We start from the raw sequence: 23,144 nt of genomic DNA on the forward strand, positions 1-23,144 counted from the left end.
CGGGATCCTGATCCACGCCCTGCTCCAGCACCTGCCCCGCGTGGAGCCCGCCCGCCGGGAAGCGGCCGGGTTCGCCTTCGTGCGGTCCCGGGCGCCCGGCCTCCCGCGGGCGGCCCCGCACGCGATCGTCCGGTCGGTCCTTCGAATCATCGATGACCCGGATCTCGCGCCTCTCTTCAGCCCGGATGCCCGCGCCGAGGTGGCCCTGTCGGGGCGTGTCCGGGCGGCCGGCGCGGAGCGCGCGGTTCAGGGACGCGTCGATCGCCTCGCGGTGACGGCGAACGTCGTCCGCATCGCGGATTTCAAGACCGGCCGCCCGCCCGAACCCGACGCCCCCCTCCCCGCGGCGGAGGCCGGCCAGATCGCCCTCTATGCGCGCCTTCTCGCGCAGATCTATCCGGGCCGGACGATCCAGCCGATCCTCGTCTGGACCTCGGGCCCGGTGATCCGCACCCTCGGCCCCGACGACGTTGCGGCGGCACTGGACCGGGTCGGTATCGAGGCGTGAATGGTCCGTTCCGGCCGTCCGGGCGAGCACGGCGACCGGCATGCGGCACCGCACATCTGTGGTGCGCCCACCGCGACGGCCGCCGGGCCGGGTCGGTCGGACTTCTTGACCGCGCGCCGGGGCGTCGCCAATTCTGGCGGGACCGCACGGGCCCCTGCCCGTTCGACGCCGTCCGACGGACGGCGGCTTCCGAAAGGTAACGTTATGGCGACGGTGAAGGTAACCGACGCGAGCTTCGAGCAGGACGTTCTCAAGTCCGCCGAGCCCGTCGTGGTGGATTTCTGGGCGGAGTGGTGCGGCCCGTGCCGTCAGATCGGTCCGGCGCTCGAGGAGATCGCCACCGACCTGCAGGGCAAGGTGAAGATCGCCAAGGTCAATGTCGACGAGAATCCGCAGATCGCCGCCCAGTACGGCATCCGCTCGATCCCGACGCTGCTGCTGTTCAAGAACGGCGAGCGTGTGGACCAGAAGGTCGGCGCGGCCCCGAAGGGCGACCTGTCGCGCTGGATCGGCGCCCAGACCGCCTGAGCCACTCCCAAGACCTAGACGATAAAAAAGAAAGCCCGGCCGCGAGGCCGGGCTTTCTCGGTTTCGAGCCCAAGATTGTTGGTGGATCCCGGGGTCGAGCCCGGGATCCGGGATCAGGTCTTAGTACGAGCCGAACTTGTAGTTCAGGCCGGCGCGGACGACGGCGAAGGCGTTCTCGTTCCGGCTGATGCCGGAGAGCGAGTACACCGGCACGAGGCCGACCGGGGAGATCGCAGCACCAACCAGCGGCGCCTGGGCGCGGCCGTTGTTGTTGTCGAGGTTCACGTACAGACCTTCGACCTTCAGCGTGACGGCCGAGGAGCGGAAGAAGTTCAGGAACGAGTCGGTGGGCAGGGCGTACTCGACACCGCCGCCGACGGTCCAGCCGGTCTTGAAGTCGTTCCGGCGGCCAGCGAAGTTCTGCAGGCCGACGCGAGCGCCGTCATCCGTGCCGGTGGCGTAGGCGAAACCGCCGGTGGCGTACACCAGGGTCCGGTCGAAGGCCCAACCGAGACGACCGCGGACGGTGCCGAAGAAGTCGATGGTGTTGAGCGTGCCGTTGACCGGGATGAAGCCCGGGTTGATCGCCACGGCGTTGGTGGCGAAGCGAGCGCGACGGCCGAAGTCGAGGTACTGGGCATCAGCCTCGAAGCCGATCACGGCGCCGGAGCCCGGGGTCAGCTGCCAGTTGTAGCCGATCTGGCCACCGCCCGAGAAACCTTCGCGGCTGTCGTTGCTGTAGATCAGCGACGAGCCGTTCGGCAGCAGGGCCTGGTAGGGAACGAGACCGCCCGGGACGAGAGCGACCGGGTTGCCGGGCGTCTGCACGAAGCCGCGGGTCGAGTTGCTGCTGGCGTCGAACGCGTAGCCGGCGTTGATACCGAAGTAGGCACCGGTCCAGGTGAACACCGGAACGGGCGTGAACACCGGCGGCGGCGCAGCGCGGCGCGGAAGGTCGGCGGCCGAAGCGGCAGCGGTGAGTGCGGTGAAAGCCGCGAGAGACGTGAGAAGCTTCTTCATTACTGTGATCCCCAGCATAAGCCCGATCGCCGATGAAATTATGCGATCGAGCCCCGGGAGGATGTAGCTTAGCTGCCACAGCGGGAGGAAAGCGTGGCCGTGGACGGGTTTCCATCCGCGCGATTGCGGCGATTCGACGGATTTTCGAATGCAAAATCCGGACTTCACAGATGTCCGGCGTTCCCGCCACTTGATACGGCGGCCGCGCGCAGGTCGGCCGCACTGGAGACGACTCAGACCGGCGGCGTGTCGTTGGCGGCGAGAACCATGCCGGCCAAGTAGAGGGAGCCGCAGATCAGGATTCGCGGGGGGCGCTCGAAGGCGATGTCCCGCACCAGGGCGAGGGCTGCCTCGATGCTCGGCGCCGCGTAGGTGGAGAGACCCACCTCCTCGCCGATCCGCGCGACCTCTTCGGCCGGGCGCGCGGCCATGGTCCCGGTGATCGGGACGGCCACGAGGGCGCGGGCCAGTCCGACGAAATTGCGCAGGAACCCGTCGGCGTCCTTCGTGCCGAGGAGGCCGACCACGAGGACGAGCGGCACGTCGCTCTTCTCGCCGAGATCCGCCATGGCGGCCGCGAGGATCCGGCCGCCGTCGATGTTGTGGCCGCCATCGAGCCACAGCTCGGTGCCGGGATCGAGCTGGGCGGCCAGACGGCCGCGACCGAGACGCTGCAGACGCCCTGGCCAATCGACTTCGGTGAGGCCCCGCTCCAGGGCCGCCGTGCCGATATCGCCGAATCCGGCGGCGCGCAGCGCGGTGATCGCCGTGCCGGCATTGACCAGCTGGTGGCGCCCGGCGAGGCGCGGCCGCGGCAGATCGAACAGGTCGGTCTCGTCCTGATAGACGAGGCGGCCGCGTTCCTCGTGCACGGAGAAGTCTTGGTTGCCGACGAACACCGGCCCGGCGCCGACGGCTTCCGCACGCCGGCAGAGGACGGCATCGGCCTCGGCGTAATCCTGGGCGGCGATCACCGCCGGGCAGCCGCGCTTGAAGATCCCGGCCTTCTCGGTCGCGACCGATTCGACCGTGTCGCCGAGATACTCGGCGTGGTCGCGGCCGATCGGCGTGACCACCGCGCAGGCCGGCCGGTCGATCACGTTGGTGGCGTCGAGCCGGCCGCCGAGGCCGACCTCCAGGAGCAGCACGTCGGCCGGGCTCTCGGAGAACAGCAGGAAGGCCGCGGCCGTGGTGATCTCGAACATCGTGATCGGCTCGCCGGCATTGGCCGTCTCGCAGCGGGCGAACGCGTCGGCGAGACGATCCTCGTCCACGAAGTGGCCGCCGCCGATCCCGCCGATGCGTATCCGTTCGTGGAAACGGACGAGGTGCGGCGAGGTGTAGACATGCGCAGCCAGCCCGCCGGCTTCCAGGATCGACCGCATGAACGCGATGGTCGAGCCCTTGCCGTTGGTCCCGGCGACGTGGATCACCGGCGGCAGGCGGCGCTCGGGATGGTTGAGCCGCGCGAGCAACCGCTCGATCCGGCCCAGGGACAGGTCGATGGTGCGGGGGTGGAGCGCCAGGAAACGCGCCATCAGGGCATCGGACGAGGCCATCGCCGGGTCAGGCCGCCTCGGAGGGTGCCGCCGGCGCGGCGGCCTGGGGCGCTTGGGTCAGGAGGCTGCAGAGACGCGTGATCGTCTCCTTGAGCTGGTGCCGGTGGACCACCTGATCGACCATGCCGTGCTCGCGCAGGTACTCCGCCCGCTGGAAACCGTCCGGCAGCTTCTCCCGGATGGTCTGCTCGATCACCCGCGGTCCCGCGAAGCAGATCAGGGCGCCCGGCTCGGCGAGGTGGACGTCGCCCAGCATGGCGTAGGAGGCGGTGACGCCGCCGGTGGTCGGGTTCGTCAGCACCACGATGTAGGGGAGCCGCGCCGCGTTGAGCCGGCGCACCGCCACCGTGGTCCGCGGCATCTGCATCAGGGACAGGATTCCCTCCTGCATCCGCGCACCGCCCGACGCCGCGAACAGCACGTAGGGCGTGCGCTTCTCCAGCGCCGTCTCGGCGCCGCGCACGAAGGCCTCGCCCGCCGCCATGCCGAGGGAGCCCGCCATGAAGCCGAATTCCTGCGCCGCGAGCGTCATCGGCAGGCCGCCGACCCGGCCGAAGCCGATCTTGAACGCGTCCTGCAGGCCGGTCTTGGCCCGGGCCTCCTTGAGCCGGTCGACGTAACGCTTCTCATCGCGGAACTTCAGCGGGTCGGTGGCGACCTCCGGCAGCGCCACGTCGATCCAGGTGCCCTCGTCGAACATCATCTTCAGGCGCGCCTGGGCGCCCATCTTCAGGTGATGCTCGGAGCCGGGAATGACCCAGTGGTTGGCCTCCACCTCCTTGTGGAACACCATCTGCCCCGTATCCGGGCACTTGACCCAGAGATTCTCGGGCGTCTCGCGCTTGAACAGGGTCTTGATCCGGGGGCGCACCACCTCCGAGATCCAGTTCATCGGTTCGACCATCGACTTGCGTCCGTCCGCTTCAAGCCCGCGCAGATATCAGGTGCGGCGCACGCCGCCGCCAGGGGTCCCCGATCCGGCCGTCAGGCGGCCCGTCCGACGCCCGCCGCCCGCACGCCCGCGGCGAGTTCCCGCACCAGCTCCGTCACCGCCGCGACGCTTCCGGCCTGAGGCCGGCCCTCGCCGTCGAGGGAGCGCACCAGGGCGTCCACGAGGGCGGAGCCGACCACGACGCCGTCCGCGCCCTTGGCGATCGCCGTCGCATGGGCGCCGGTCCTGACGCCGAAGCCGACGACCACGGGCAGCTCGGTGTGGCGGCGGATGCGGGCGACCGCCTCGGAGACCTTGCCGAAATCCGGTGTCGCCGTGCCGGTGATGCCGGTGATGGACACGTAGTAGACGAAGCCCGCCGTGTTCGCGAGGACCGCCGGCAGGCGCCGCTCGTCGGTGGTGGGCGTGGCGAGCCGGATGAAGGCGAGGCCCTTGCCGAGGGCCGGCAGGCACAGCTCGGAATCCTCCTCGGGCGGGAGATCGACGACGATGAGCCCGTCGACGCCGGCCGCCACCGCGTCGTCGAGGAAGCGGTCGACGCCGTAGGTGTGGATCGGGTTGTAGTAGCCCATCAGCACGATAGGCGTGGTGTCGTTGCCGGCGCGGAAGCGGCGCACGAGGTCGAGGGTGCCCGCGACCGTCTGGCCCGCCTTCAGGGCCCGCAGGCCGGCGGCCTGGATCGCAGGGCCGTCCGCCATCGGGTCGGTGAACGGCAGGCCGAATTCCAGGATGTCGGCGCCGGCGCCCGGGAGCGCCGACAGCACCTCCAGCGAGGTCTCGGGATCGGGATCGCCCGACATCACGTAGGTGACGAGAACGGACCGGTTCTCCGCGCGGGCGCGGGCAAAGGTGGCGTCGATGCGGCTCGGCATGGTCGGATGATATTCGCGGTTGCAGGGCCGCCGACGGCCCGGGGTTGCACCCGCGCTACACCAAAGGCATCGGCCCGTGAAGCGGGCCGGGCTCCCGCGACAGCGCGCCGCTCGCGCGCCGAGTCGGTCCCGGAGGCTCGCCAGCCCGCGTGAAGCGGCCATGCGCGCGGGTCGGTTGCCGGGGCGGCGGCGGCGGCCTAGCGGTCCCCCATGCCCGAGACATTTTTCCCGACCCGTCCCCTGGCCGCGCTCCTGTTCGACATGGACGGGACGATCATCAGCTCGATTGCGTCGGCGGAGCGGATCTGGTCGCGCTGGGCCGAGGCGCACGGCCTCGACGTGGCCGCCTTCCTGCCGACGATCCACGGGGTGCGCTCGGTGGAGACGATCCGGCGGCTGAACCTGCCCGGCGTCGATCCCGAAGCCGAGGCCGCCGCGATCACCGAGGCCGAGATGGAGGATGTCGGCGACATCATCGCGATCCCGGGCGCGCGGTCGTTCCTGGAGGCGCTGCCGCGCGAGCGCTGGGCGATCGTCACATCGGCTCCCAGGCGGCTCGCCGAACGCCGGCTCGCGGCGGCCGGCATGCCGGTCCCCGACCTCCTGGTCGCCGCCGAGGACGTGGCGCAGGGCAAGCCCGCGCCGGATTGCTTCCTGCTGGGGGCCGAACGCCTCGGTGCCGCGGCGTCGGAGTGCCTCGTCTTCGAGGACGCCCCGGCCGGCATCCGGGCGGCCGAAGCCGCGGGCGCAGGCATCGTGGTGGTCACCGCGACCCATCACGAGCCGGTGACGACCGGCCATCCCGCGATCGCGGACTACACCCGGCTACGCGTCGCGGCAGACCGGAGCGGGATCCGGGTGACACGGGCCGGCTGAGGATCCCCGACCAGGCCCGCATCCGCTGGCGGCCGGGGCAGCCCCGTCGTATCGCCGACCGAGTTGTGCGGTCCGCGGCAGCACGCAGCCGGGCAGAGGGACGAAGGTCATGGCCACGATCAACAGGCGTCACGTGCTCGGGGCGGTCGCCGTGGGCGGTGCCGGGACCCTCGGTCAGGCCGCTGCAGGGGAGGCGCAGCCGGGCACACTGTTCGCGCTGCCACAGGTCACCATTCCGATCCTGGGCGAGGCGCAGGTCTTCCCGGTCCGGCGGATCTACTGCATCGGCCGCAACTACGCGGCCCATGCCCGCGAGATGGGCTCCGACCCGTCCCGCGAGCCGCCGTTCTTCTTCCAGAAGCCCGCAGACGCCGTGCAGGTGGTCGCGAACGGCCTCGCCGACCATCCCTATCCGTCGCTGACGCAGAACTATCACCACGAGATCGAGCTGGTCGCCGTGCTGAAATCGGGCGGCCGGGACATCCCGGTCGGGCAGGCGCTCGATCACGTCTACGGCTACGCCACCGGCCTCGACATGACCCGCCGGGATCTCCAGCGCGGCATGGGCAACCAGAAGAAGCCCTGGGAGATCGGCAAGAGCTTCGACCACGCCGCGCCGATCACGCCGATCCTGCCCGTCGCACGGGTCGGGCATCCGGGGCGCGGGCGCATCCGGCTTTCCGTCAACGGCACGCTCCGGCAAGACGCGGACCTGTCGGACATGATCTGGTCGGTGGCCGAGCAGATCGCCGAACTGTCGAAAGCCTTCGAGCTCAAGGCCGGCGACATCGTCTACTCGGGCACGCCCGAGAATGTCGGGCCGGTGGTGCGGGGAGACATCCTCGCGGGCTCGATCGAGGGCCTGCCGGACCTGTCGATCCGCATCGTGTGACCCGATCCCGCGCGGATCGGGCCGCGGCGCGGGCCCGGACTTTCTCTGCCGGCGGCGCGGCACTATCGGTTGATGCGACCGCGGGGGCAGGAGCAGCGAGCCTATGACCAAGCCCAACGGCGTGCCGCGCAACCTCTTCGAGACCGCCGAGGGACGCCGTCTCGTGGAGGCCCGCTCCGACCCGGCCTGGCGCCGCTGGGGGCCGTATCTCAGCGACCGGCAATGGGGCACCGTGCGGGAGGATTATAGCCCGGGCGGCGACGCCTGGGACTACCTGCCCCACGACCACGCCCGATCCCGCGCCTACCGCTGGGGCGAGGACGGGATCGGCGGCTTCGGCGACCGGCATCTGAACTGGTGCCTGTCCCTCGCCCTGTGGAACGGGCGGGACCCGATCCTCAAGGAACGCCTGTTCGGCCTGACCAATCAGGAAGGCAACCACGGCGAGGACGTCAAGGAACTCTACTATTACCTCGACGGTATCCCGACCCACGCCTTCATGCGGATGCTGTACAAGTACCCGCAGGCGGCCTTTCCGTATGAGCGGCTGGTCGAGGAGAATGCGCGGCGCGGTCTCGACGACCCGGAATACGAGCTCCTCGACACCGGCCTGTTCGACGCCGGCCGCTATTTCGACGTCGCGATCGCCTACGCCAAGGCGTCTCCGGACGACATCCTGATGCGGGTCACCGCCACCAATCGCGGTCCGGACCCCGCCGACCTGACGCTTCTGCCTCAGCTCTGGGCCCGCAACACATGGTCCTGGAAGCAGAGCGTCCAGAAGCCGGAGCTGATGGCCGGTTCGGATGGCTCGGTCTGGGCGCGCCATCCCGAGATGCCGGGCCTGCGCTTCTTCGCCGAGGGCGCGGGCGAGCTGCTGTTCACCGAGAACGAGACGAACACGCATCGGCTGTTCGGCACCGGTTCGGCCGAGGGCTTCTACAAGGACGGGATCGACCGGTGCGTCGCGGGCGGAAACCGGGCCGCCGCCAACGCCCTGTCGGGCACCAAGTGCGCCGCCCGCTACGATCTCCATCTCGGCCCCGGCGAGACGCGGACCCTGCGCCTGCGCCTGCGCCCCGAGACCGCGCCGGGCGAGCCCTTCGCGGATTTCGACGCCGTCTTCGCCGACCGGGAGGCGGAGGCCGACGACTTCTACGGGGCGCTTCAGGCGCCGATCGCCGATCCCGAGATGCGGCTCGTGCAACGGCAGGCCCTCGCCGGCATGCTCTGGTCGAAGCAGCTCTACCACTACGACGTGCGCGAATGGCTCACCGGCGACCCGGCGCAGCCCGCACCGGCGCCGGAGCGGCGGCACGGCCGCAACAGCGACTGGGCCCATCTGCGGGCCAACGACATCATCTCGATGCCGGATGCCTGGGAGTATCCGTGGTTCGCCTCCTGGGATCTGGCCCTCCAGGCCATCGTGTTCGGGCTGATCGATCCCGATTTCGCGAAGAACCAGCTCCTGCTCCTGGTCGACGAGGCCTACACCCATCCGAACGCCGCGCTGCCGGCCTACGAATGGGGCTTCGGAGACGCCAATCCGCCGGTCCACGCGCTGGCCGCCTGGCGGGTCTTCGAGCTGGACCGGGCGCTGACCGGCACGCCGGACCACGCCTTCCTGAAGCGGGTCTTCAACAAGCTCACCCTGAACTTCACGTGGTGGGTGAACCGCAAGGATTCCGACGACCGCAACCTGTTCCAGGGCGGCTTCCTCGGCCTTGACAACATCGGCATCTTCGACCGGTCGAAGCCGGTGGGCGACGGCGCCTCGCTGACCCAGTCCGACGCGACGGCCTGGATGGCGACCTACGCTCTCAACCTGATGCGGATCGCCATCGAGCTGGCCCTCGAGGACCCGACCTACGAGGACATGGCCGAGAAGTTCTTCGAGCACTTCCTCCTCATCGCGGCTGCCACCGGCGCCGGTGTCTGGGACGAGCCGGACGGGTTCTTCTACGACGTGATCGAGACCCGTGACGGACAGCGCCTCCCGATCCGGGCCCGGACCATGGTCGGTCTGATCCCGATCTTCGCGGTGGCGGTCATCAATGCGTGCGATCTGGAGCGGCTTCCATCGCTGCGCGACCGGATGCTGTTCTTCCTGAAGAACCGCCCAGACCTCGCGACCCTGGTCTCGCGCTGGAACGAACCCGGCGAGGGCCAGACCGCGCTGCTGTCGCTGCTGCGCGGGCACCGGCTGAAGGCATTGCTGCAGCGCGCCCTCGATCCGAACGAGTTCCTCTCGAAGCACGGGTTGCGGGCCGTCTCCCGCGTCTATGCGGACGCGCCGTTCTGCTTCGCCTGGAACGGCAGCGACCTGGGCCTCGCCTACGAGCCGGCGGAGTCGCGCTCGCGCCTGTTCGGCGGCAACTCGAACTGGCGGGGCCCGGTCTGGATGCCGGTCAATTACCTGCTGATCGCCGGGTTGAACCGCTTCCACGACTATTACGGCCCGGATTTCCGGGTCGAGGCACCGACCGGTTCCGGACGGACCTATTCGCTGCGCGAGATCGCCGCCCACCTGTCACGGCGTCTGATCGGACTCTCGACCCGCGGCCCGGACGGGCGACGGCCCGTCTACGGGGACAGCCGGATCGAACAGGAGGATCCGCATTTCCGCGATCTGGTCCTGTTCTACGAATATTACCACGGCGACACGGGTCGCGGGGTCGGCGCCGCGCACCAGACCGGATGGTCGGGGCTCGTGGCCCTGCTGATCCAGGAGGTGGCGACCGCGGGCGCCGAGGTCCCGGCCTTGGACTGGACGTGACGGTCGCCCCTCGCCGGCACCGGCGAGGGATCGCGCCGGCTATTCCGCGGCCTGCTGCATCCGCAGGCGCTGCCCCTGCCCGATCTGGCGGGAGATCGTCGAGCGGCGGGCGCTGTAGACCGCCGAGACCAGCGGGTAATCGACCGGCAGGCCCCACTTGGCCCTGTAGGCCTCGGGCGTGAGGCCGCGCATCGTCAGATGCCGCCGCAGGGCCTTGTAGGGCTTGCCGTCCTCGAAGCTGATGAGCGTGTCCGGCCGGATCGAGGCGCGGATCTGTGCTTCGGTCGGGCGCTTCACCTGCGGCTCGACCGGCTGGTCCAGGGCGGTGATGGAGCGGTGAACCTCGGAGAGCAGGTCGGGGAGCGTTCCCGCCGGGACGCTGTTGCGCGTGACGTAGGCGCTCAGGATCTTTGCGGCGAGTTCGACGCTCGGCGATGTCGTCGGCATGGTCATCACCTCGGTTCGACGTTGTTCGGTTGTGGCTCTCGTGGCTTCCGTCGGATGCTTCGCCGCCGACGGCCGGATCTATGTTCGTGAGACGGTTTCGGCCCCGGCCGGAGGCGGTGAATGACCCATTATGCGCCAGATCACCGTCGCCACAACCGAAACGCGCATTTGTGACGCCGATATTTCTACTTAGGATTGAGATTTAGGGTCAATGACGAATCAACGGACGCGTCGTGGTTCCGATTGAAGTGCGGTATTGAAGACTCACCTGCCCGTCGGGGCGCGATGGAGAGCCCGAAAACATGGAGGTCCTGGTCGTCGGAGCCGGCGTCGTCGGTCTCGCCATCGGGCGGGCGCTCGCGCTGCGCGGACACGCCATCGTGGTGGCGGAAGCCGAGGAGGCCTTCGGAACCGGCGTGTCGGCCCGAAGCTCAGAGGTGATCCATGCGGGCATGTACTATCCAAGCGGCTCGGAACGCGCGCATCACTGCGTCGCGGGCTCGCATCGACTATACAACTTTTGCGCGAGTCATGGTGTCCCGCATCGCGCCTGCGGCAAGCTGATCGTCGCGTCCGACGATGCCGAGGCCGAGACCATCGCGGCGATCCGCCGGCAGGGCGAGGCCAACGGCGTGGCGGGCCTGGAGCTGCTCGACGGCGATGCGGCCCGGCGCCTGGAGCCCAATCTCACCTGCACGGTGGCGCTGCATTCGCCGCGCACCGGCATCGTGGACAGCCATGCGCTGATGCTCGCCCTGCTCGGCGAGATCGAGGACCACGGCGGCGCCCTCGCCCTGCGCACCCCGGTGGAGGGCCTGACGCAGCGGGACGGGCAGTGGCAGGCCGCGTTCGGCGGTGCCGAGCCGGGGACGATGGCCTTCGACGCGGTGGTCAATGCCGCGAGCTTCGGCGCCCCGGCCCTGGCCGCCCGCACGGAGGGCTACCCGGCCGAGCGCGTCCCGAGGCTGCGCCTCGCCCGCGGCAACTACTTCGGCTGCACCGGCAAGCCGGCCTTCTCGCGGTTGATCTACCCGGCGCCGCGGATCGACGGCGGCCTCGGCATCCACCTGACCCTCGACCTCGCCGGACGCACCCGCTTCGGGCCCGACGTGGAATGGGTGGACGGGTTCGATTACCGGGTCGATCCCCGGCGCGCCGAGGCCTTCTACGGCGCGATCCGGCGGTACTGGCCCGGTCTGCCGGACGGGGCGCTGTATCCGGACTATGCGGGCCTGCGCCCCAAGCTGACGGGGCCGGGCGAGGCGGCGGCCGACTTCCGGATCGACGGCCCGGCGGAGCACGGATTGCCCGGGATCGTGCACCTGTTCGGGATCGAGAGCCCGGGGCTGACCTCCAGCCTGTCGCTCGCCGAGGCGGTGGCCGACCGTCTGGACGCCTGAGGCCTCAGAACAGCAGGTGCAGCGCCAGGGGGGCGAGGATCGCCGTCACGAAGGCGTTGAGCCCCATGGCGATGCCCGCGAAGGTCCCGGCCACCTCGCTGACCTGGAAGGCGCGCGCCGTCCCGATGCCGTGGGCCGCGAGCCCGGCCGCGAAGCCGCGGGCGCGCATGTCGCGGATGCGCAGGAGGTTCATCATCGGCGTGACCAGGATCGCCCCGATGATGCCGGTGAGGATCACCAGGATGGCCGTGAGCGTCGGATCGCCGCCCAGCGCTTCCGCGATACCCATCGCCACCCCCGACGTCACGGATTTCGGGGCCAGCGAGACGAGGACCGGCTGCGGGATGTCGAGGAGCCGCGCGAGGGCGATGACCACGGCGAGCGTGGTGGCCGAGCCGGCGGCGAGGGCCGCGAGCATCGGCGCGAGGGCGCGCAGGACCGTGGCACGCCGCTCGTAGAGGGGCATGGCCAGAACCACGGTGGCGGGTCCGAGCAGGAAGTGGACGAATTGCGCGCCCTCGAAATAGGTCCCGTAGGGCGTGCCCGTGATGGCCAGGACCGCACCGACCAGGGCCACGGTGATGAGCACGGGGTTGGCGATCGGGTGCCGGCCCGTGGCCGCGGCGATCCGGTCCGCCAGGACGTAGGCGGTCAGCGTCACCGTCAGCCACAGGAGCGGCGTCTTGGCGAGATAGACCCAGAGCGAGAAATCGCCGCCCATGCGTCAGGGCTCTCCGTCGGGTCGACGCCGTTCGACCCGGGCGGCCACGGCACGGAAGACCAGGACGGTCACCAGCAGCGACAGCGCCGTCGAGACGATCAGCACGAGGGCGAGCTTGGCGCCCTGGGCCCGCAGCAGGTCGAGGCGGCCGACGACGCCGACCCCCGCCGGAACGAACAGGAGCGACAGGTTCATCAGCAGGCCGCGCGCCGTCGTTTCGAGCGTCCCATCGGTGAGCGGCTTCGGCAGGAAGCGCGACAGGCCGAGCCCCGCGCTGTCGCGCAGCAGCAGGAACGCGAACATCAAGCCCATGCCGATCACCGGCCCCGGCACCGGCACGCCCGCGCCGCGCGCCAGGACCTCGCCCAGCAGCTGGGCGAGCAGGATCAGCGCCAGACTGGCGATCATGGCGGGACGCGAGGGCTAGGCGGCCGCGACACCCTGCTGACCGCTCCGCCGGGCGGCCGAGATGGCGGCCTCGTCGAAACCGAGCAGGCGGCCGAGGCGCTCGACCAGGGCCTCCTCGAACTCGTCGACGTTGCCGTCCGCCGCCGCGACCGACCACGCCATGGTCAGCAGCTCTTCGCGCTCGGCCCGGTCGGCCTCGTGGGGGATCATCTCCACGAGGCTCGCCACGTCGCGCACCTCCGAGTCCATGGCGGCGGCCCGCTCGATCAGGGCCCGTGCCGCATCCGGCCCGTCGGCATAATGACCCTGGACGAGGCGCGACAGACGCTCGCTCTCGGCGGGCGCCAGAATGCCGTCGACCCGGGCGACGTGGACGAGGAGCGCCGTGGCCGCGAGATGCGTCTCGTCCACGGTCTCGGGGTTGCCGACGCCGAGAGCCTCGGCCGCGTAGGCGCGCAGGCGTGCGATCAGGGACATGGCGGCTCCGGGGGGATCGTGCAGCGTAACAGTTCGGTCCCCGGCGTCGCTCCGTCAAGCACGGCGCCGCACGTGGCGCCCGACCGTGGCGAAGTTGCATCGCCGGCGAGGCCCTCAACGGCGCGCCACGGCCTCGGCCCCCGTCACCAGCGGCGCGAGAATCGACTCGGCGGCCCGGACCACGGCCGGACCGGCCTCCGCCGGTGTGCCGGCCCGGAACGGCGGTGCCGGAGCGTATTCGGCGACGAGCTGCGCGGTGCGGGCGTAGTCGGCCCCGCGCAGGCGGGCGGCGAGCGCCAGCCCGAGGTCGAGCCCCGCCGAGACCCCGGCCGCGGTGACGCGGTTGCGGTCGAACACGACGCGCTCCGCCACCGGTTCGGCGCCGAGGAGCGGCAGCACCGCGTCGCGCACGCTCCAGTGCGACGTCGCGCGGTAGCCTCGCAGGAGGCCGGCCGCCCCCAGGATCAGCGATCCGGTGCAGACGCTGACGACCCAGCCGGCCCGGGCGGCGCGGTCGCGCAGGAAGGCGAGGAGCGCCGCATGGCCCATCTGGGCGGGCGTGCCGTCGCCTCCGGGCACGAACAAGACGTCGAGATCCGCCGGGCAGGTCGCGAAGCTGTGGGTCGCCACCAGGGCGAGGCCGGTATCGCTCGTGACGGGACCGGTCTCCGCACCGACGAGGTGGAGGCTGCCCGGAGCGAGGCCGGCCAGGAAGGTCTGCGGGCCCACGAGATCGAGGGCGGTCAGGCCCGGATAGAGCAGCATGGCGATCCGGACGGGGCGGTCCGGCGGGATCGGCTCCGGCGAAATCGGGTCCGGCGCGTCTGCAGAGCCAGCGGCCTGCGCCGGACGGAGCGGCCAGACCAGGGCGGCGGCGAGTGCCGCGGCGACGAGATCCCGGCGGCGAGCCTCCGGCGCGGTCACGGGCGCGCCGGGCCGGTCACAGGGACCAGGCCGCGTCGCGGTAGGCGCTGTCCCAGAACTGCCATTCCAGCCGGGTGGCCTGCGTGAAGGCCTGATGCATCCGCGCGCGCTCGGCCGCCGACGCGTCCCGCGCGGCCCGATCCGTGGCGGCGATCATGGCCGCCACCGCCTCGGCAAAGTCAGCCCCCGCATAGGTGTCGATCCAGGCGCGGTACGGGTTGCCGGGCGCGGCGCGGGCGAAGATGTCGTCGCCCACCGCCTTGTAGATCCAGAAGCAGGGCAGCAGCGCGGCACAGACCACCGCGAAGGGCTCGGCATAGGCGGTGGCGAGCAGGTAGCAGACGTAATGATCGCAGGCCGGCGTCAGGGGCGTGGCCGCGAAGGTCTCCGGGCCGATGCCGTAGTCGCGGAAGAAGCCGCCATGGAGCGCGCGCTCGACGACGATCGCTTCCTGCGCGGCCCGGGAGAACTGCACGATCGCGTCGGGATCCGGCGCCTTCGCGGCGGCGAGGCTCAGCGCCCGGCCGAAGCCGATCAGGTAGTGCGCGTCCTGCACGATGTAGTGCCGGAACCGACCCTGCGGCAGCGTTCCGGCGGCGAGTTCGGCATTGAACGGCATCGACCGGATGGTCTCGTAGGCGGCGGCGTTGCGCGCCCAGGCCTCCTGCGAGAACGAGACCGGCGCGCCCGCCTCGGCCAGTCCGAGAGACGCCACGCCCTAGCCCTGCCGCTGCGCGTGGGTGACGGCGACGTGGATCAGCTCGGCGAGGGTGCGCACGCCGAGCTTCTGGCGCATCTGCGAGCAGGCATTCGTCACGGTCTTGTAGCTCACCGACAGGTCGGCCGCGATGGCGCCGTAGGAGCGGCCCTGGGCGAGGCGCGCCAGGATCTGCTGCTCGCGGGGGGTCAGCTGCGATTCCGGCGCGCGGCGGGCGTCGGCGCGCAGCATCGCCACCTCGGTGGCCAGCCGCCGGTCGAGGTAGACCTCGCCGATACGCACCTTGGCGAAGGCCTCGAACAGCTCGGCGGAGGCGTGATCCTTGAGGACGTAGCCGAGGGCCCCCGCCTCGAGGGCGCGGGCGACGATCACCGGGTCGTTGTGCATGCTGAAGACGAGGATGCGCGTCTCGGGCGCCACCGCCCGGATGCGCCGGATCAGGCCGAGGCCGGCCATGCCGCTGCCCTGGAAGGTCAGGTCGCAGATCACCACCGGCGGACGGAGCCGGTGGAAGATCCGGTAGCCGCCGACGACGGTGGTCGCCTCCGCGATGGTCTCCACGCCGGAATCCTCCAGGACGCGTCGACAGCCCTGCAGGACGATGGGGTGATCATCGATGACGAGAACCGGCAGGCGCGTGGCGGCGGCGTCGATCTGGGATGCGATGGCGTTCATGCGCTCGGCGCGGTGCTGGTCTCGTCGCCCCGGTCAGGCGGAACGGGGATCATGATCCGGACGATCGCCCCGGGGCCGGCATTGTCAAGGGCGAAGGTGCCGCCGAGGGCCTCCACGCGCTCGCGCATCCCCGACAGACCGAGCCCGGTGCCGTGTTCCGGGGGGATTCCGGTGCCGTTGTCGCGGATGGTGAGGTCGAGCCGGCCCTCGGCCTCGGTCGCCTCGGCCTCCACCCGGGTCGCGGCGCCGTGCCGCACGGCGTTGGTGGCGCTCTCCTGCACGCACCGGAACACCGTGAGGTCCACGAGGTCGCCGTAGCCCTTGGCCAGACCGTCGAACCGGCCCACGAAACTGAGGCCGGGGTGGCGCTGCCCGAAGCCGCGCAGGAGCAGGTCCAGGCAGGTCGCGAGGGGCGCCTGACCGAGTCCGTGCGGCCGCAGGCGGTTCAGGAGCTCCCGGTTGACCGTCTGGACCTGGCCGACGATGGCGCTGATCTCGGCCGCCCGGGCGGCGAGCTTCTCGCGGCTGGGCTCGGCGGAGCCGGAGGCGATACGGCCGATCGAGGCGGCGTTGGCCTCCAGGGCGAACAGGCAGGGGCCGAACTCGTCGTGCAGCTCCAGGGCTGTCCGGCGGCGCTCGTCGTCCTGGGCGGTCAGAAGCTGGCGGTTGAGGCGGCCGTTGGCGGCCCGGACCTCGCCCAGGGCCTCGGCGACCTTGTTGAACCGCTCGGCGATCACCGCCAGCTCCCGGGCACCGGGCGGCTCCAGGCGGGCCGTGTAGTCGTGATGCTCCAGCTGGGTCAGGCCGGCGCCGAGCCGCCGCAGCGGCGCGAGGATCCGGCCCAGGGCGATGTAGAGGGCGATCAGCATCGCGGCATTGATCGCCAGGGTGGTCAGCGAGAGCGCACGGGCATAGCCCCAGATCTCGTCGATCTCGTCCATCGGCTGCGTGGTGATCTGCGCCGTCCCGAGCCGACGCCCGTCGACGACGATCGGCAGGGCGTGGCGCTCGATCGGCGGCATGATCAGGTCGGCGAACCAGTGGGGTGCCTCCCGGTCCGCGCGGGTCGGCGGCAACGGCCGGCCGATCTGGTCGCCATCCGCATCGAGCACCGCGACCCGGACATGCCGCAGGACCTTGAAGCGGAGGTCGAGCGTCTGGAGCAGCGTGTCGGGGGAGGCCGTGTCGGACAGGCGGATCGTGTCGGCCACCAGCGACTCGACGGTGGCGAGGGAGGCGCGGGTCTCGACGCGCACCGCCGACCGGGCGTTCAGCACGATGACCGCGCAGGAGATCAAAGCCGCGAAGGCATCGATGAGCAGCACCACCGCGACGAGCCGCGCGCGCGTCGACCAGCCGGACCAGGGCCAAAGGCCGGGGCGGGGTCTCATCGGCGCGGCGGGTACCGCGGATCTCGGGGTCAGGGTCGGGCTCGTATCCACACCGTGACGCATAGCGACCGTGCCGGCGAAGTCCATGCCGCGCCCCGCGGCCGACCGGGCCATGGCCGCGCGGACCCCGACGCGCGCATCGGCACGGGCGGTCCGAATACCGATTCTTAAGCGGCGGCGCGTTATGTTGTGGATAGCCGGATCACGACTGGCTGGGCTGGCAATTCGGGCCGACATCATTGCGCCGTATTGCAGCTTCTCTATCGCCAACAGAGTCGAACCAGCTTCGAATCCTCGAAGAGTGGCGGCCGGTCATGGGGAGCCCGGTCGCGCGCGGCGTGTATCGAGTCAGAGACCCCGGACCATGATCGATCTCAACCTCGACCCGTCCGAGACCCGGCCCGACCGGAGGCCGTCGGCCAAGCCCGGGCCGTCGCTCAACCTCAAGGTCGTGCTGTTCGGCGTAGCCGGCGCAGGCGCGCTGGTGGGCTTCGGCGTTGCCGCCTCGACGGTGATGGCCGGCCTCGCGGCGCCAACGCCGGTGCGGATCGTCGCGTCCAAGCAGGCCGCCGATTGGCCAGAGCTGAAGGACGGGCTGCCCGTGATCAAGGGCTCCGTCCAGGCAGCGCCGGCGGCGGCGGTGCCCGCCAAGCCCGAAGCGCCGGCCCTGCGGATGGTCGCGCTGCCCGAGGCCTTCTCGCCCATCGTGACGCCCGCGAAGGCCCCCGCCGGCCCGCCCTCGGCCGCCTCACAGCCCGCCAAGGTCGCCGCGGCACCGGTCCCGCCGACGCAGCGCATCCCGGTCCCGACCCCCGTCATGCCGGTGGCGGCCACGCGGGAGGTCGCGCCGCTGGCGTCGACCCGCACGGCGTCGCTCCAGACGCCCCGCGCGTCCGAGACGGTCCGGGCCCGCGAACTCGTTGAACCGGCCGTGCCGAATCCGGCTCCCGCCACCGAGCGGACCGAGCGCCCGGCGCCGGTCGAGCGCGCCGAGAAGGTCGAGCGCGCCCAGAAGATCGAGCGCCCCGAGAAGCCCGCCTCGAAGGCGGTGGCGACCCGCAAGGCGCCTGCGCCGGCGCGGGCGGCCGAGAAGGCCACCGGCACTGCGCCCGCGACCGTGGCTCAGGCAGAACCCGCCGAGGCGGAGGACACCGAGGTGCTCGGGATCAAGCTCCCGTCCCTCGCACCGGCCGGCCGGAAGCTGAAGGAAAGCGTCGACGCCCTCGGCAACGCCGTGAAGAACGTGTTCTGACCCGCGGCTCCGGCCCCCAACGCGCGGGGGCCGGGCAAGTCTTCCGATCCGGCGCTCAGGCCCGTCCGGAATGGCGCCCGGCCTTGTCGCTCTTCGGCCCGGTGCGATCCACCTTGCGCTGGTGCTTCCCGGCGCGCGGGCTCGCAAAACCTTTCGGACCACCCGGTCGGTCCCTGCGCTCATCCGGCCCCGCATCGCCCACCAGCGCCTCGACCTGGATATCCGGCGAGCCGTTGCGGGCGAACGCTTCGGCAAAGCGTGCCGCCGCGTTGCCCCGCACCTCGAACTTGGTCTCGCGGTCGAAGATCCGGATCGCACCGATCTCCTGGCGCCCGATGCCGCCCCGCCGGGTCAGCATCGGCAGCAGACGGCGCGGGTCGGCGTTGTCGCGGCGGCCGAGGTTGAGGCGGAACCAGACGGCCGGCCCCATGGCGGCGATCCGCTCTGGATCCATCGGGTCGTAGGGCGGACGCTCGCCCCGGGGGGCGCGGCCCTCTCCGGGATCGCTGACCTCTTCGGGAGCCGGCAGGCGGGTGCGGTAGACGCGGGCCAGCAGGGCAGCCAGTTCCTCCGGGCTCTTGCCGGCGAGCAGCGTCTCGGCGAGCGCGACATCCTCCTCGGCGGGCGGCTCGGCGAAGAGCGGATCCGAGAGCATGCGCTCGCCGTCGAGGCGCCGGATCTCGTCGGCCGAGGGCGGCCCCGACCATTCGGGGCTCACCTTGGCGATGGCGAACATCTGCTCGGCGCGGCGTCGCCGGGAATTGGGGATGAGCAGCACCGAGGTGCCTTTGCGGCCGGCGCGACCGGTACGGCCGCTGCGGTGCTGGAGCACCTCGGCATCGTGCGGCAGGTCCGCGTGGATGACGAGGCTCAGGGACGGCAGGTCGATGCCGCGGGCGGCCACGTCGGTGGCGACGCAGACCCGGGCGCGACCGTCGCGCAGGGCCTGGAGCGCGGCATTGCGCTCAGCCTGGCCGAGTTCGCCCGACAGCGCCACCACGGAGAAACCCCGCTCGGTCAGGCTGGCCTGGAGATGGCGGACGGCGTTGCGGGTGTTGCAGAAGACGATCGCGGTCGCGGCATCGGCCTCGCGCAGGAGGTTGAGCACGACGTGCTCGGTCTCCCGCGGCATGATCCGCACCGCCCGGTAGGCGATGTCGGCATGTCCCTTGGTTTCGCCCTTGATCGCCAGACGGAGCGCGCCGTGCTGGTAGCGTTCGGCCAGCGTCTCGATCGCCTTCGGCAGGGTCGCGGAGAACAGGTAGGTGGCCCGCTCCGGCGGCGTCGCCGAGAGGATGAACTCGATATCCTCCCGGAAGCCGAGATCGAGCATCTCGTCGGCCTCGTCGAGGACCACGGCCCGCAGGGCCGTCGGGTCGAGGTTGCGGCGCTCGAGGTGATCGCGCAGGCGCCCCGGCGTGCCCACCACGATGTGGGTGCCCTCCGCCAGCATCCGGCTTTCCCGGCGTGGGTCCATGCCGCCGACGCAGGCCGCGACGCGGCCGCCGGCGGGTCCGTACAGCCAGGACAGCTCGCGCTGCACCTGCAGGGCGAGTTCCCGGGTCGGGGCGATCACGAGGGCCAGGGGCGCCGCCGGAGGTGGCAGCTGGTCGGCCTCCCCGATCAGGATACTGGCCATGGCGAGGCCGTAGGCCACGGTCTTGCCGGAGCCGGTCTGGGCCGAGACGAGGAGGTCGCGGGAGCCGGCGGCGGCCTCAAGCACGGCGGCCTGGACCGGGGTCGGATCGGCATAGCCGCGGTCGCTCAGGGCCCGCGCGAGGGGGGCGGGCAGGGTCGGGAAAGGCAAGCTTCGGAAACTCTCAACGGCCGTGCCGCGCCCGGCAGCGCGCCATCGCGCGGCGGGGGAATCAGGCGCCGGACTTTATTCGGGTGTCGAGACGGTAACGCGTCGCGAGCCGCCTGACCACTCCCGCCGCAGCATGGGGCGGTTGCAGGCGCTCAATCCCGGACGCGCCGGTTGCGGGGTGCTCGAACCTTCCACCGGACGACTTGCCGTGGACCGCGTCCTTGCGAGCGGTGCGAAGCCGTGACGAGGCCGGGACGAAGGGCCGACTCTGGTGCGGCGACCTGCTAAGGCACGGTCAAGTTTCGCCTGTCGCAGCCGCGACGCGCCCCGACCGGAGTACACGTTCATCATGATGGCAGCCCTGCGGGTGGCGGTAGCCTGGGCGACGGTTCTGGCCTTCGCGTGGTTCGGCAAGGACTGGCTCGGAGACCTGTCGCGGCCGCTCTTCGCCGGCGGCCTGTTCGCGTGGCTGCTCGCGGTGATCGTCTGGGCGGCCTTCGGGGTGGTGCACGAGGCCGAGGAACTGGCCCACCGTCTGGGCGAGCCCCTGGGCACCCTGGTGCTGACCCTCTCGATCGTCATCATCGAGGTGGCGCTGATCTCCGCCGTGATGCTGTCGGCCAAGGACGCGCCGACGCTGGGGCGCGATACGATGTTCGCGGTCCTGATGATCGTGCTGAACGGCGTGGTCGGGCTGGGCCTCCTGGTCGGCGGCCTGCGCCATCACCAGCAGCGCTACAACCTTCAGGGCGCCTCGGCCTTCCTGTCGGTGATCATCCCGCTCACCACCATCGCGCTGATCATCCCGAACTTCACCAGCTCCACCAGCGACGGCACCCTGACGATCCTGCAGGCGGTGACGTTCTCGGTGTTCACCCTCGCGCTCTACGGCGTGTTTCTGCTGATCCAGACCGGCCGCCACAGCGACTTCTTCATCGATGCGGAAGCCCGCGAGAGCGCCGAGGCGCCCCACGGCGCCGACTCGATCTCGGGGGGCGGCATCGCCAAGCATATCGGGCTGCTGCTCGCCAACGTCCTGCCGATCGTGATCCTCGCCAAGAGCCTCGCGGTGATCCTCGACCACGGCATCGCGGCCCTCGGCGCGCCCTCGGCGCTGGGCGGCGTGCTGATCGCCGCCATCGTCTTCACCCCGGAGGGGATCTCGGCGTTGAAGGCGGTGGCCCGCAACGAACTCCAGCGGGCGATCAATCTGTGCCTCGGCGCGGCCACCTCGACGGTGGGCCTCACCGTGCCGGCGATCCTGACCATCGGGCTGCTCACCGGCCAGACCGTGGTGCTCGGCCTCAAGCCCACCGAGATGACCCTCCTCGCCGTCACGCTGATCCTCAGCGCGCAGACCTTCTCGGGTTCGCGCACCACCGTGCTGGAGGGCGCGGTGCATCTCGTGCTGTTCTTCGTCTACCTCGTGCTGATCTTCAGCCCGTGATCCTCGCGGGGATCGGGTTCGTCACCGACGGCCTTTCCTCTGCGCACTTCGAGACGGGCTCCGTCAGGTCCTGCAGACGGGGACCTGATCGACTCCGCCTTCGCCCCGCCATGCCGGCGCGGGGCCCCGGCGCTCAGGCGCCGAAGCGCTCGGTGCGGATCAGGCCCGGCGCGACGCCCTCCGCCAGGATCAGGTCCGAGGCTGCGGCCACGAACCGGTTGGAGCCGCAGAGGAAGACCTTCCCGGGCGCCCCGATCCGCGCGAGGGCATCGGCGACGAGAGGCGCGTCGATCCGCTTGCCGCCGGGCTCGCGCGTCGTCGCAAGATGCAGGGAGAAGTTGGGATCGGCTTCCGCGAGCCGCTCCAACTCGGCCACCGCGATGGCCTCCGCCCGGGTGCGGGCCGAGTAGATCAGCGCCGCCGGGATCTGCCGCCAGCCCTGCGCCCGCCGCCGCAGCATCGCCAGGAGCGGCACCACGCCCGACCCGCCGCCGCCCAGGAGCAGCGGCCCGCCATCGGGGCCGTCCCAGGAGAACGAGCCGCCGATCGGCCCGCGCAGCTCGACCCTGTCGCCGACTTCGGCCAAGTGCGAGAACCAGCCCGAGACTTCGCCGTCCGGCAGGGCCTCGATCATCAGCTCCAGTGTGCCGCTGCCGTCCTGGGCCGAGGCGATGGAGTAGCTGCGCTGCGCCTGGTAGCCGTCCTCGGCGGTGAGGCGGACATCGACGTGCTGCCCGGCCCGGTAAGCCTCGGCGAGGCTGCAGCGCAGCCGGACGCTCCTCACGTGCGGCGTGACCGGCGAGAGCGCGGTGATCTCCGCCTCGTGCCAGCGGAAGACGACGGGCTCGATCGCCGACTCAATCACCGATGTAGCGCTGCTCACGCCAGGGATCCCCGTACATGTGGTAGCCGCGCAGCTCCCAGAAGCCGGCCGTGTCCACCTGGGTGAAGCGCAGGCCCTTCACCCATTTGGCACTCTTCCAGAAATAGAGGTGCGGCACGAAGAGCCGCGCCGGGCCGCCGTGATCCGGATGGATCGGCTGGCCCTCGTAGCGCGTCGCCACCAGGGCGCGGCCGCCCACGAGGTCGGCCACCGGCACGTTCGTGGTGTAGTCGTCGTGGGATTCCGCGAGCAGGAAGTTCGTCGGCGCCTCGATCCCGGCATCCGCCAGCAGGTCGTCGAAGCTGACGCCTTCCCAGGTCGTGTCGAACTTCGACCACTTGGTGACGCAGTGGATGTCGCCCTTCCAGGTGGTGCGAGGCAGGGCCTCGAATTCCGCCCAGCTCCACGCCTTGATCGGCCGCGATCCCGCGCGCAGCGTGAACGTCCAGGTGGCCAGGTCAACGGTCGGGTTGGGGCCGATCTGGAGGATCGGGAAATCGTCGGTGAGATACTGACCCGGCGGCAGGCGCGCGCCCGTTTCCGGCGGCTGCCTGCGTCCGACGAAGCCCCGTGTCACCATGCGGGTGGCCGCCCTCTCGTTCTCCCCCGGG

23 protein-coding genes are annotated in these 23,144 nt (G+C 71.1%); 8 read left to right on the top strand and 15 right to left on the bottom strand.

Features of this window, described 5'->3' with window-relative positions; genetic code table 11:
• Both I53_RS03420 and trxA read left to right on the top strand, forming a co-directional pair.
• A partial coding sequence (locus tag I53_RS03420; protein WP_043346696.1) for a PD-(D/E)XK nuclease family protein occupies positions 1–508 on the top strand: 508 nt, incomplete at its 5' end.
• A 204-nt stretch (positions 509–712) separates the two neighbouring features.
• Complete coding sequence (gene trxA, locus I53_RS03425; protein WP_010682902.1) at positions 713–1,036, top strand: thioredoxin; 324 nt, start codon at positions 713–715, stop codon at positions 1,034–1,036.
• 120 nt (positions 1,037–1,156) lie between these two features.
• On the opposite strand, the gene I53_RS03430 is transcribed toward trxA, so the two are convergent.
• From I53_RS03430 to trpA, 4 genes are all read right to left on the bottom strand, one after another.
• The gene (locus I53_RS03430; protein WP_043346698.1) at positions 1,157–2,056 is read right to left on the bottom strand and encodes an outer membrane protein; all 900 of its coding nucleotides are present in this window, start codon (positions 2,054–2,056) and stop codon (positions 1,157–1,159) included.
• Positions 2,057–2,289: 233 nt separating this feature from the next.
• Complete coding sequence (locus I53_RS03435) at positions 2,290–3,615, bottom strand: folylpolyglutamate synthase/dihydrofolate synthase family protein (protein WP_043346700.1); 1,326 nt, start codon at positions 3,613–3,615, stop codon at positions 2,290–2,292.
• 7 nt (positions 3,616–3,622) lie between these two features.
• Positions 3,623–4,519 (bottom strand): acetyl-CoA carboxylase, carboxyltransferase subunit beta, encoded by an 897-nt coding sequence (accD, locus tag I53_RS03440; protein WP_043346702.1) that lies wholly within the window; start codon positions 4,517–4,519, stop codon positions 3,623–3,625.
• A gap of 80 nt (positions 4,520–4,599) precedes the next feature.
• Positions 4,600–5,439, bottom strand: a complete 840-nt coding sequence (gene trpA, locus I53_RS03445) for a tryptophan synthase subunit alpha (protein WP_043346703.1) — start codon at positions 5,437–5,439, stop codon at positions 4,600–4,602.
• A gap of 210 nt (positions 5,440–5,649) precedes the next feature.
• Between trpA and I53_RS03450 the strand changes: the two genes are divergently transcribed.
• The 3 genes from I53_RS03450 to I53_RS03460 all read left to right on the top strand — a co-directional run bounded on the left by I53_RS03450 (position 5,650) and on the right by I53_RS03460 (position 9,983).
• Positions 5,650–6,315 carry an HAD-IA family hydrolase gene (locus I53_RS03450; RefSeq protein ID WP_043346706.1) on the top strand — a complete coding sequence of 222 codons (666 nt, stop codon included), beginning with the start codon at positions 5,650–5,652 and terminating at the stop codon, positions 6,313–6,315.
• 109 nt (positions 6,316–6,424) lie between these two features.
• Positions 6,425–7,207, top strand: a complete 783-nt coding sequence (locus I53_RS03455; RefSeq protein ID WP_043346708.1) for a fumarylacetoacetate hydrolase family protein — start codon at positions 6,425–6,427, stop codon at positions 7,205–7,207.
• Positions 7,208–7,310: 103 nt separating this feature from the next.
• Positions 7,311–9,983 carry a glucosidase gene (locus tag I53_RS03460; RefSeq protein WP_043346709.1) on the top strand — a complete coding sequence of 891 codons (2,673 nt, stop codon included), beginning with the start codon at positions 7,311–7,313 and terminating at the stop codon, positions 9,981–9,983.
• Positions 9,984–10,022: 39 nt separating this feature from the next.
• Here the strand turns inward: I53_RS03460 and I53_RS03465 are convergent, their stop codons facing one another.
• Positions 10,023–10,430 carry a MucR family transcriptional regulator gene (locus tag I53_RS03465; protein WP_043346732.1) on the bottom strand — a complete coding sequence of 136 codons (408 nt, stop codon included), beginning with the start codon at positions 10,428–10,430 and terminating at the stop codon, positions 10,023–10,025.
• A gap of 302 nt (positions 10,431–10,732) precedes the next feature.
• On the opposite strand from I53_RS03465, the gene I53_RS03470 reads away from it, so the two are divergent.
• Positions 10,733–11,830, top strand: a complete 1,098-nt coding sequence (locus tag I53_RS03470) for an NAD(P)/FAD-dependent oxidoreductase (RefSeq protein WP_043346712.1) — start codon at positions 10,733–10,735, stop codon at positions 11,828–11,830.
• A 4-nt stretch (positions 11,831–11,834) separates the two neighbouring features.
• On the opposite strand, the gene I53_RS03475 is transcribed toward I53_RS03470, so the two are convergent.
• The 7 genes from I53_RS03475 to I53_RS03505 form a co-directional block, all read right to left on the bottom strand.
• Entirely contained in the window at positions 11,835–12,551 is a 717-nt protein-coding gene (locus I53_RS03475) for an LrgB family protein (protein ID WP_043346714.1), read from the bottom strand.
• 3 nt (positions 12,552–12,554) lie between these two features.
• A complete protein-coding gene (locus I53_RS03480) occupies positions 12,555–12,959 on the bottom strand; it encodes a CidA/LrgA family protein (RefSeq protein WP_043346716.1) in 405 nt (134 codons plus the stop codon).
• 15 nt (positions 12,960–12,974) lie between these two features.
• Positions 12,975–13,436, bottom strand: a complete 462-nt coding sequence (locus tag I53_RS03485) for a TerB family tellurite resistance protein (protein ID WP_043346719.1) — start codon at positions 13,434–13,436, stop codon at positions 12,975–12,977.
• Between the two features lie 114 nt (positions 13,437–13,550).
• A complete protein-coding gene (locus I53_RS03490) occupies positions 13,551–14,360 on the bottom strand; it encodes a DJ-1/PfpI family protein (protein ID WP_043346721.1) in 810 nt (269 codons plus the stop codon).
• 16 nt (positions 14,361–14,376) lie between these two features.
• On the bottom strand, positions 14,377–15,075 hold the full coding sequence (locus tag I53_RS03495; protein ID WP_170861868.1) for a TenA family protein: 699 nt from the start codon (positions 15,073–15,075) through the stop codon (positions 14,377–14,379).
• 3 nt (positions 15,076–15,078) lie between these two features.
• Entirely contained in the window at positions 15,079–15,753 is a 675-nt protein-coding gene (locus I53_RS03500; protein WP_043346723.1) for a response regulator transcription factor, read from the bottom strand.
• Entirely contained in the window at positions 15,750–17,231 is a 1,482-nt protein-coding gene (locus tag I53_RS03505) for an ATP-binding protein (protein ID WP_043346735.1), read from the bottom strand. Before I53_RS03505 ends, I53_RS03500 begins: the two co-directional genes overlap by 4 nt.
• Before the next feature lie 277 nt (positions 17,232–17,508).
• Between I53_RS03505 and I53_RS03510 the strand changes: the two genes are divergently transcribed.
• Positions 17,509–18,396, top strand: coding sequence for a hypothetical protein (locus tag I53_RS03510; RefSeq protein WP_043346724.1), 888 nt, complete (start codon positions 17,509–17,511; stop codon positions 18,394–18,396).
• 55 nt (positions 18,397–18,451) lie between these two features.
• Here I53_RS03510 and I53_RS03515 read toward each other — a convergent pair whose 3' ends face one another.
• Positions 18,452–20,203, bottom strand: a complete 1,752-nt coding sequence (locus I53_RS03515; RefSeq protein ID WP_043346726.1) for a DEAD/DEAH box helicase — start codon at positions 20,201–20,203, stop codon at positions 18,452–18,454.
• Positions 20,204–20,552: 349 nt separating this feature from the next.
• Between I53_RS03515 and I53_RS03520 the strand changes: the two genes are divergently transcribed.
• Positions 20,553–21,650: a calcium:proton antiporter gene (locus I53_RS03520; protein WP_043346728.1), complete on the top strand. Its 1,098-nt coding sequence runs from the start codon at positions 20,553–20,555 to the stop codon at positions 21,648–21,650.
• A 133-nt stretch (positions 21,651–21,783) separates the two neighbouring features.
• Here I53_RS03520 and I53_RS03525 read toward each other — a convergent pair whose 3' ends face one another.
• Positions 21,784–22,533 (bottom strand): FAD-binding oxidoreductase, encoded by a 750-nt coding sequence (locus I53_RS03525; protein WP_236952710.1) that lies wholly within the window; start codon positions 22,531–22,533, stop codon positions 21,784–21,786.
• On the bottom strand, positions 22,508–23,113 hold the full coding sequence (locus I53_RS03530) for a sulfite oxidase-like oxidoreductase (protein ID WP_043346730.1): 606 nt from the start codon (positions 23,111–23,113) through the stop codon (positions 22,508–22,510). The genes I53_RS03525 and I53_RS03530 overlap by 26 nt, the downstream gene beginning before the upstream one ends.
• Between the last annotated feature and the right edge of the window lie 31 nt (positions 23,114–23,144).

The sequence above is a fragment of the Methylobacterium sp. B1 genome (assembly GCF_000333255.1).
Lineage (GTDB): Bacteria > Pseudomonadota > Alphaproteobacteria > Rhizobiales > Beijerinckiaceae > Methylobacterium > Methylobacterium fujisawaense.

Bases quoted from the DNA above. Each gene is read 5' to 3' on its own strand.
- I53_RS03500 (WP_043346723.1), bottom strand. From the start codon at position 15,753: ATGAACGCCATCGCATCCCAGATCGACGCCGCCGCCACGCGCCTGCCG.
- trpA (WP_043346703.1), bottom strand. From the start codon at position 5,439: ATGCCGAGCCGCATCGACGCCACCTTTGCCCGCGCCCGCGCGGAGAAC.
- I53_RS03465 (WP_043346732.1), bottom strand. From the start codon at position 10,430: ATGCCGACGACATCGCCGAGCGTCGAACTCGCCGCAAAGATCCTGAGC.
- trxA (WP_010682902.1), top strand. From the start codon at position 713: ATGGCGACGGTGAAGGTAACCGACGCGAGCTTCGAGCAGGACGTTCTC.
- I53_RS03470 (WP_043346712.1), top strand. From the start codon at position 10,733: ATGGAGGTCCTGGTCGTCGGAGCCGGCGTCGTCGGTCTCGCCATCGGG.
- I53_RS03435 (WP_043346700.1), bottom strand. From the start codon at position 3,615: ATGGCCTCGTCCGATGCCCTGATGGCGCGTTTCCTGGCGCTCCACCCC.
- I53_RS03475 (WP_043346714.1), bottom strand. From the start codon at position 12,551: ATGGGCGGCGATTTCTCGCTCTGGGTCTATCTCGCCAAGACGCCGCTC.
- I53_RS03460 (WP_043346709.1), top strand. From the start codon at position 7,311: ATGACCAAGCCCAACGGCGTGCCGCGCAACCTCTTCGAGACCGCCGAG.
- I53_RS03480 (WP_043346716.1), bottom strand. From the start codon at position 12,959: ATGATCGCCAGTCTGGCGCTGATCCTGCTCGCCCAGCTGCTGGGCGAG.
- I53_RS03450 (WP_043346706.1), top strand. From the start codon at position 5,650: ATGCCCGAGACATTTTTCCCGACCCGTCCCCTGGCCGCGCTCCTGTTC.
- accD (WP_043346702.1), bottom strand. From the start codon at position 4,519: ATGGTCGAACCGATGAACTGGATCTCGGAGGTGGTGCGCCCCCGGATC.
- I53_RS03530 (WP_043346730.1), bottom strand. From the start codon at position 23,113: ATGGTGACACGGGGCTTCGTCGGACGCAGGCAGCCGCCGGAAACGGGC.
- I53_RS03455 (WP_043346708.1), top strand. From the start codon at position 6,425: ATGGCCACGATCAACAGGCGTCACGTGCTCGGGGCGGTCGCCGTGGGC.
- I53_RS03520 (WP_043346728.1), top strand. From the start codon at position 20,553: ATGATGGCAGCCCTGCGGGTGGCGGTAGCCTGGGCGACGGTTCTGGCC.
- I53_RS03505 (WP_043346735.1), bottom strand. From the start codon at position 17,231: ATGGACTTCGCCGGCACGGTCGCTATGCGTCACGGTGTGGATACGAGC.
- I53_RS03430 (WP_043346698.1), bottom strand. From the start codon at position 2,056: ATGAAGAAGCTTCTCACGTCTCTCGCGGCTTTCACCGCACTCACCGCT.
- I53_RS03510 (WP_043346724.1), top strand. From the start codon at position 17,509: ATGATCGATCTCAACCTCGACCCGTCCGAGACCCGGCCCGACCGGAGG.
- I53_RS03485 (WP_043346719.1), bottom strand. From the start codon at position 13,436: ATGTCCCTGATCGCACGCCTGCGCGCCTACGCGGCCGAGGCTCTCGGC.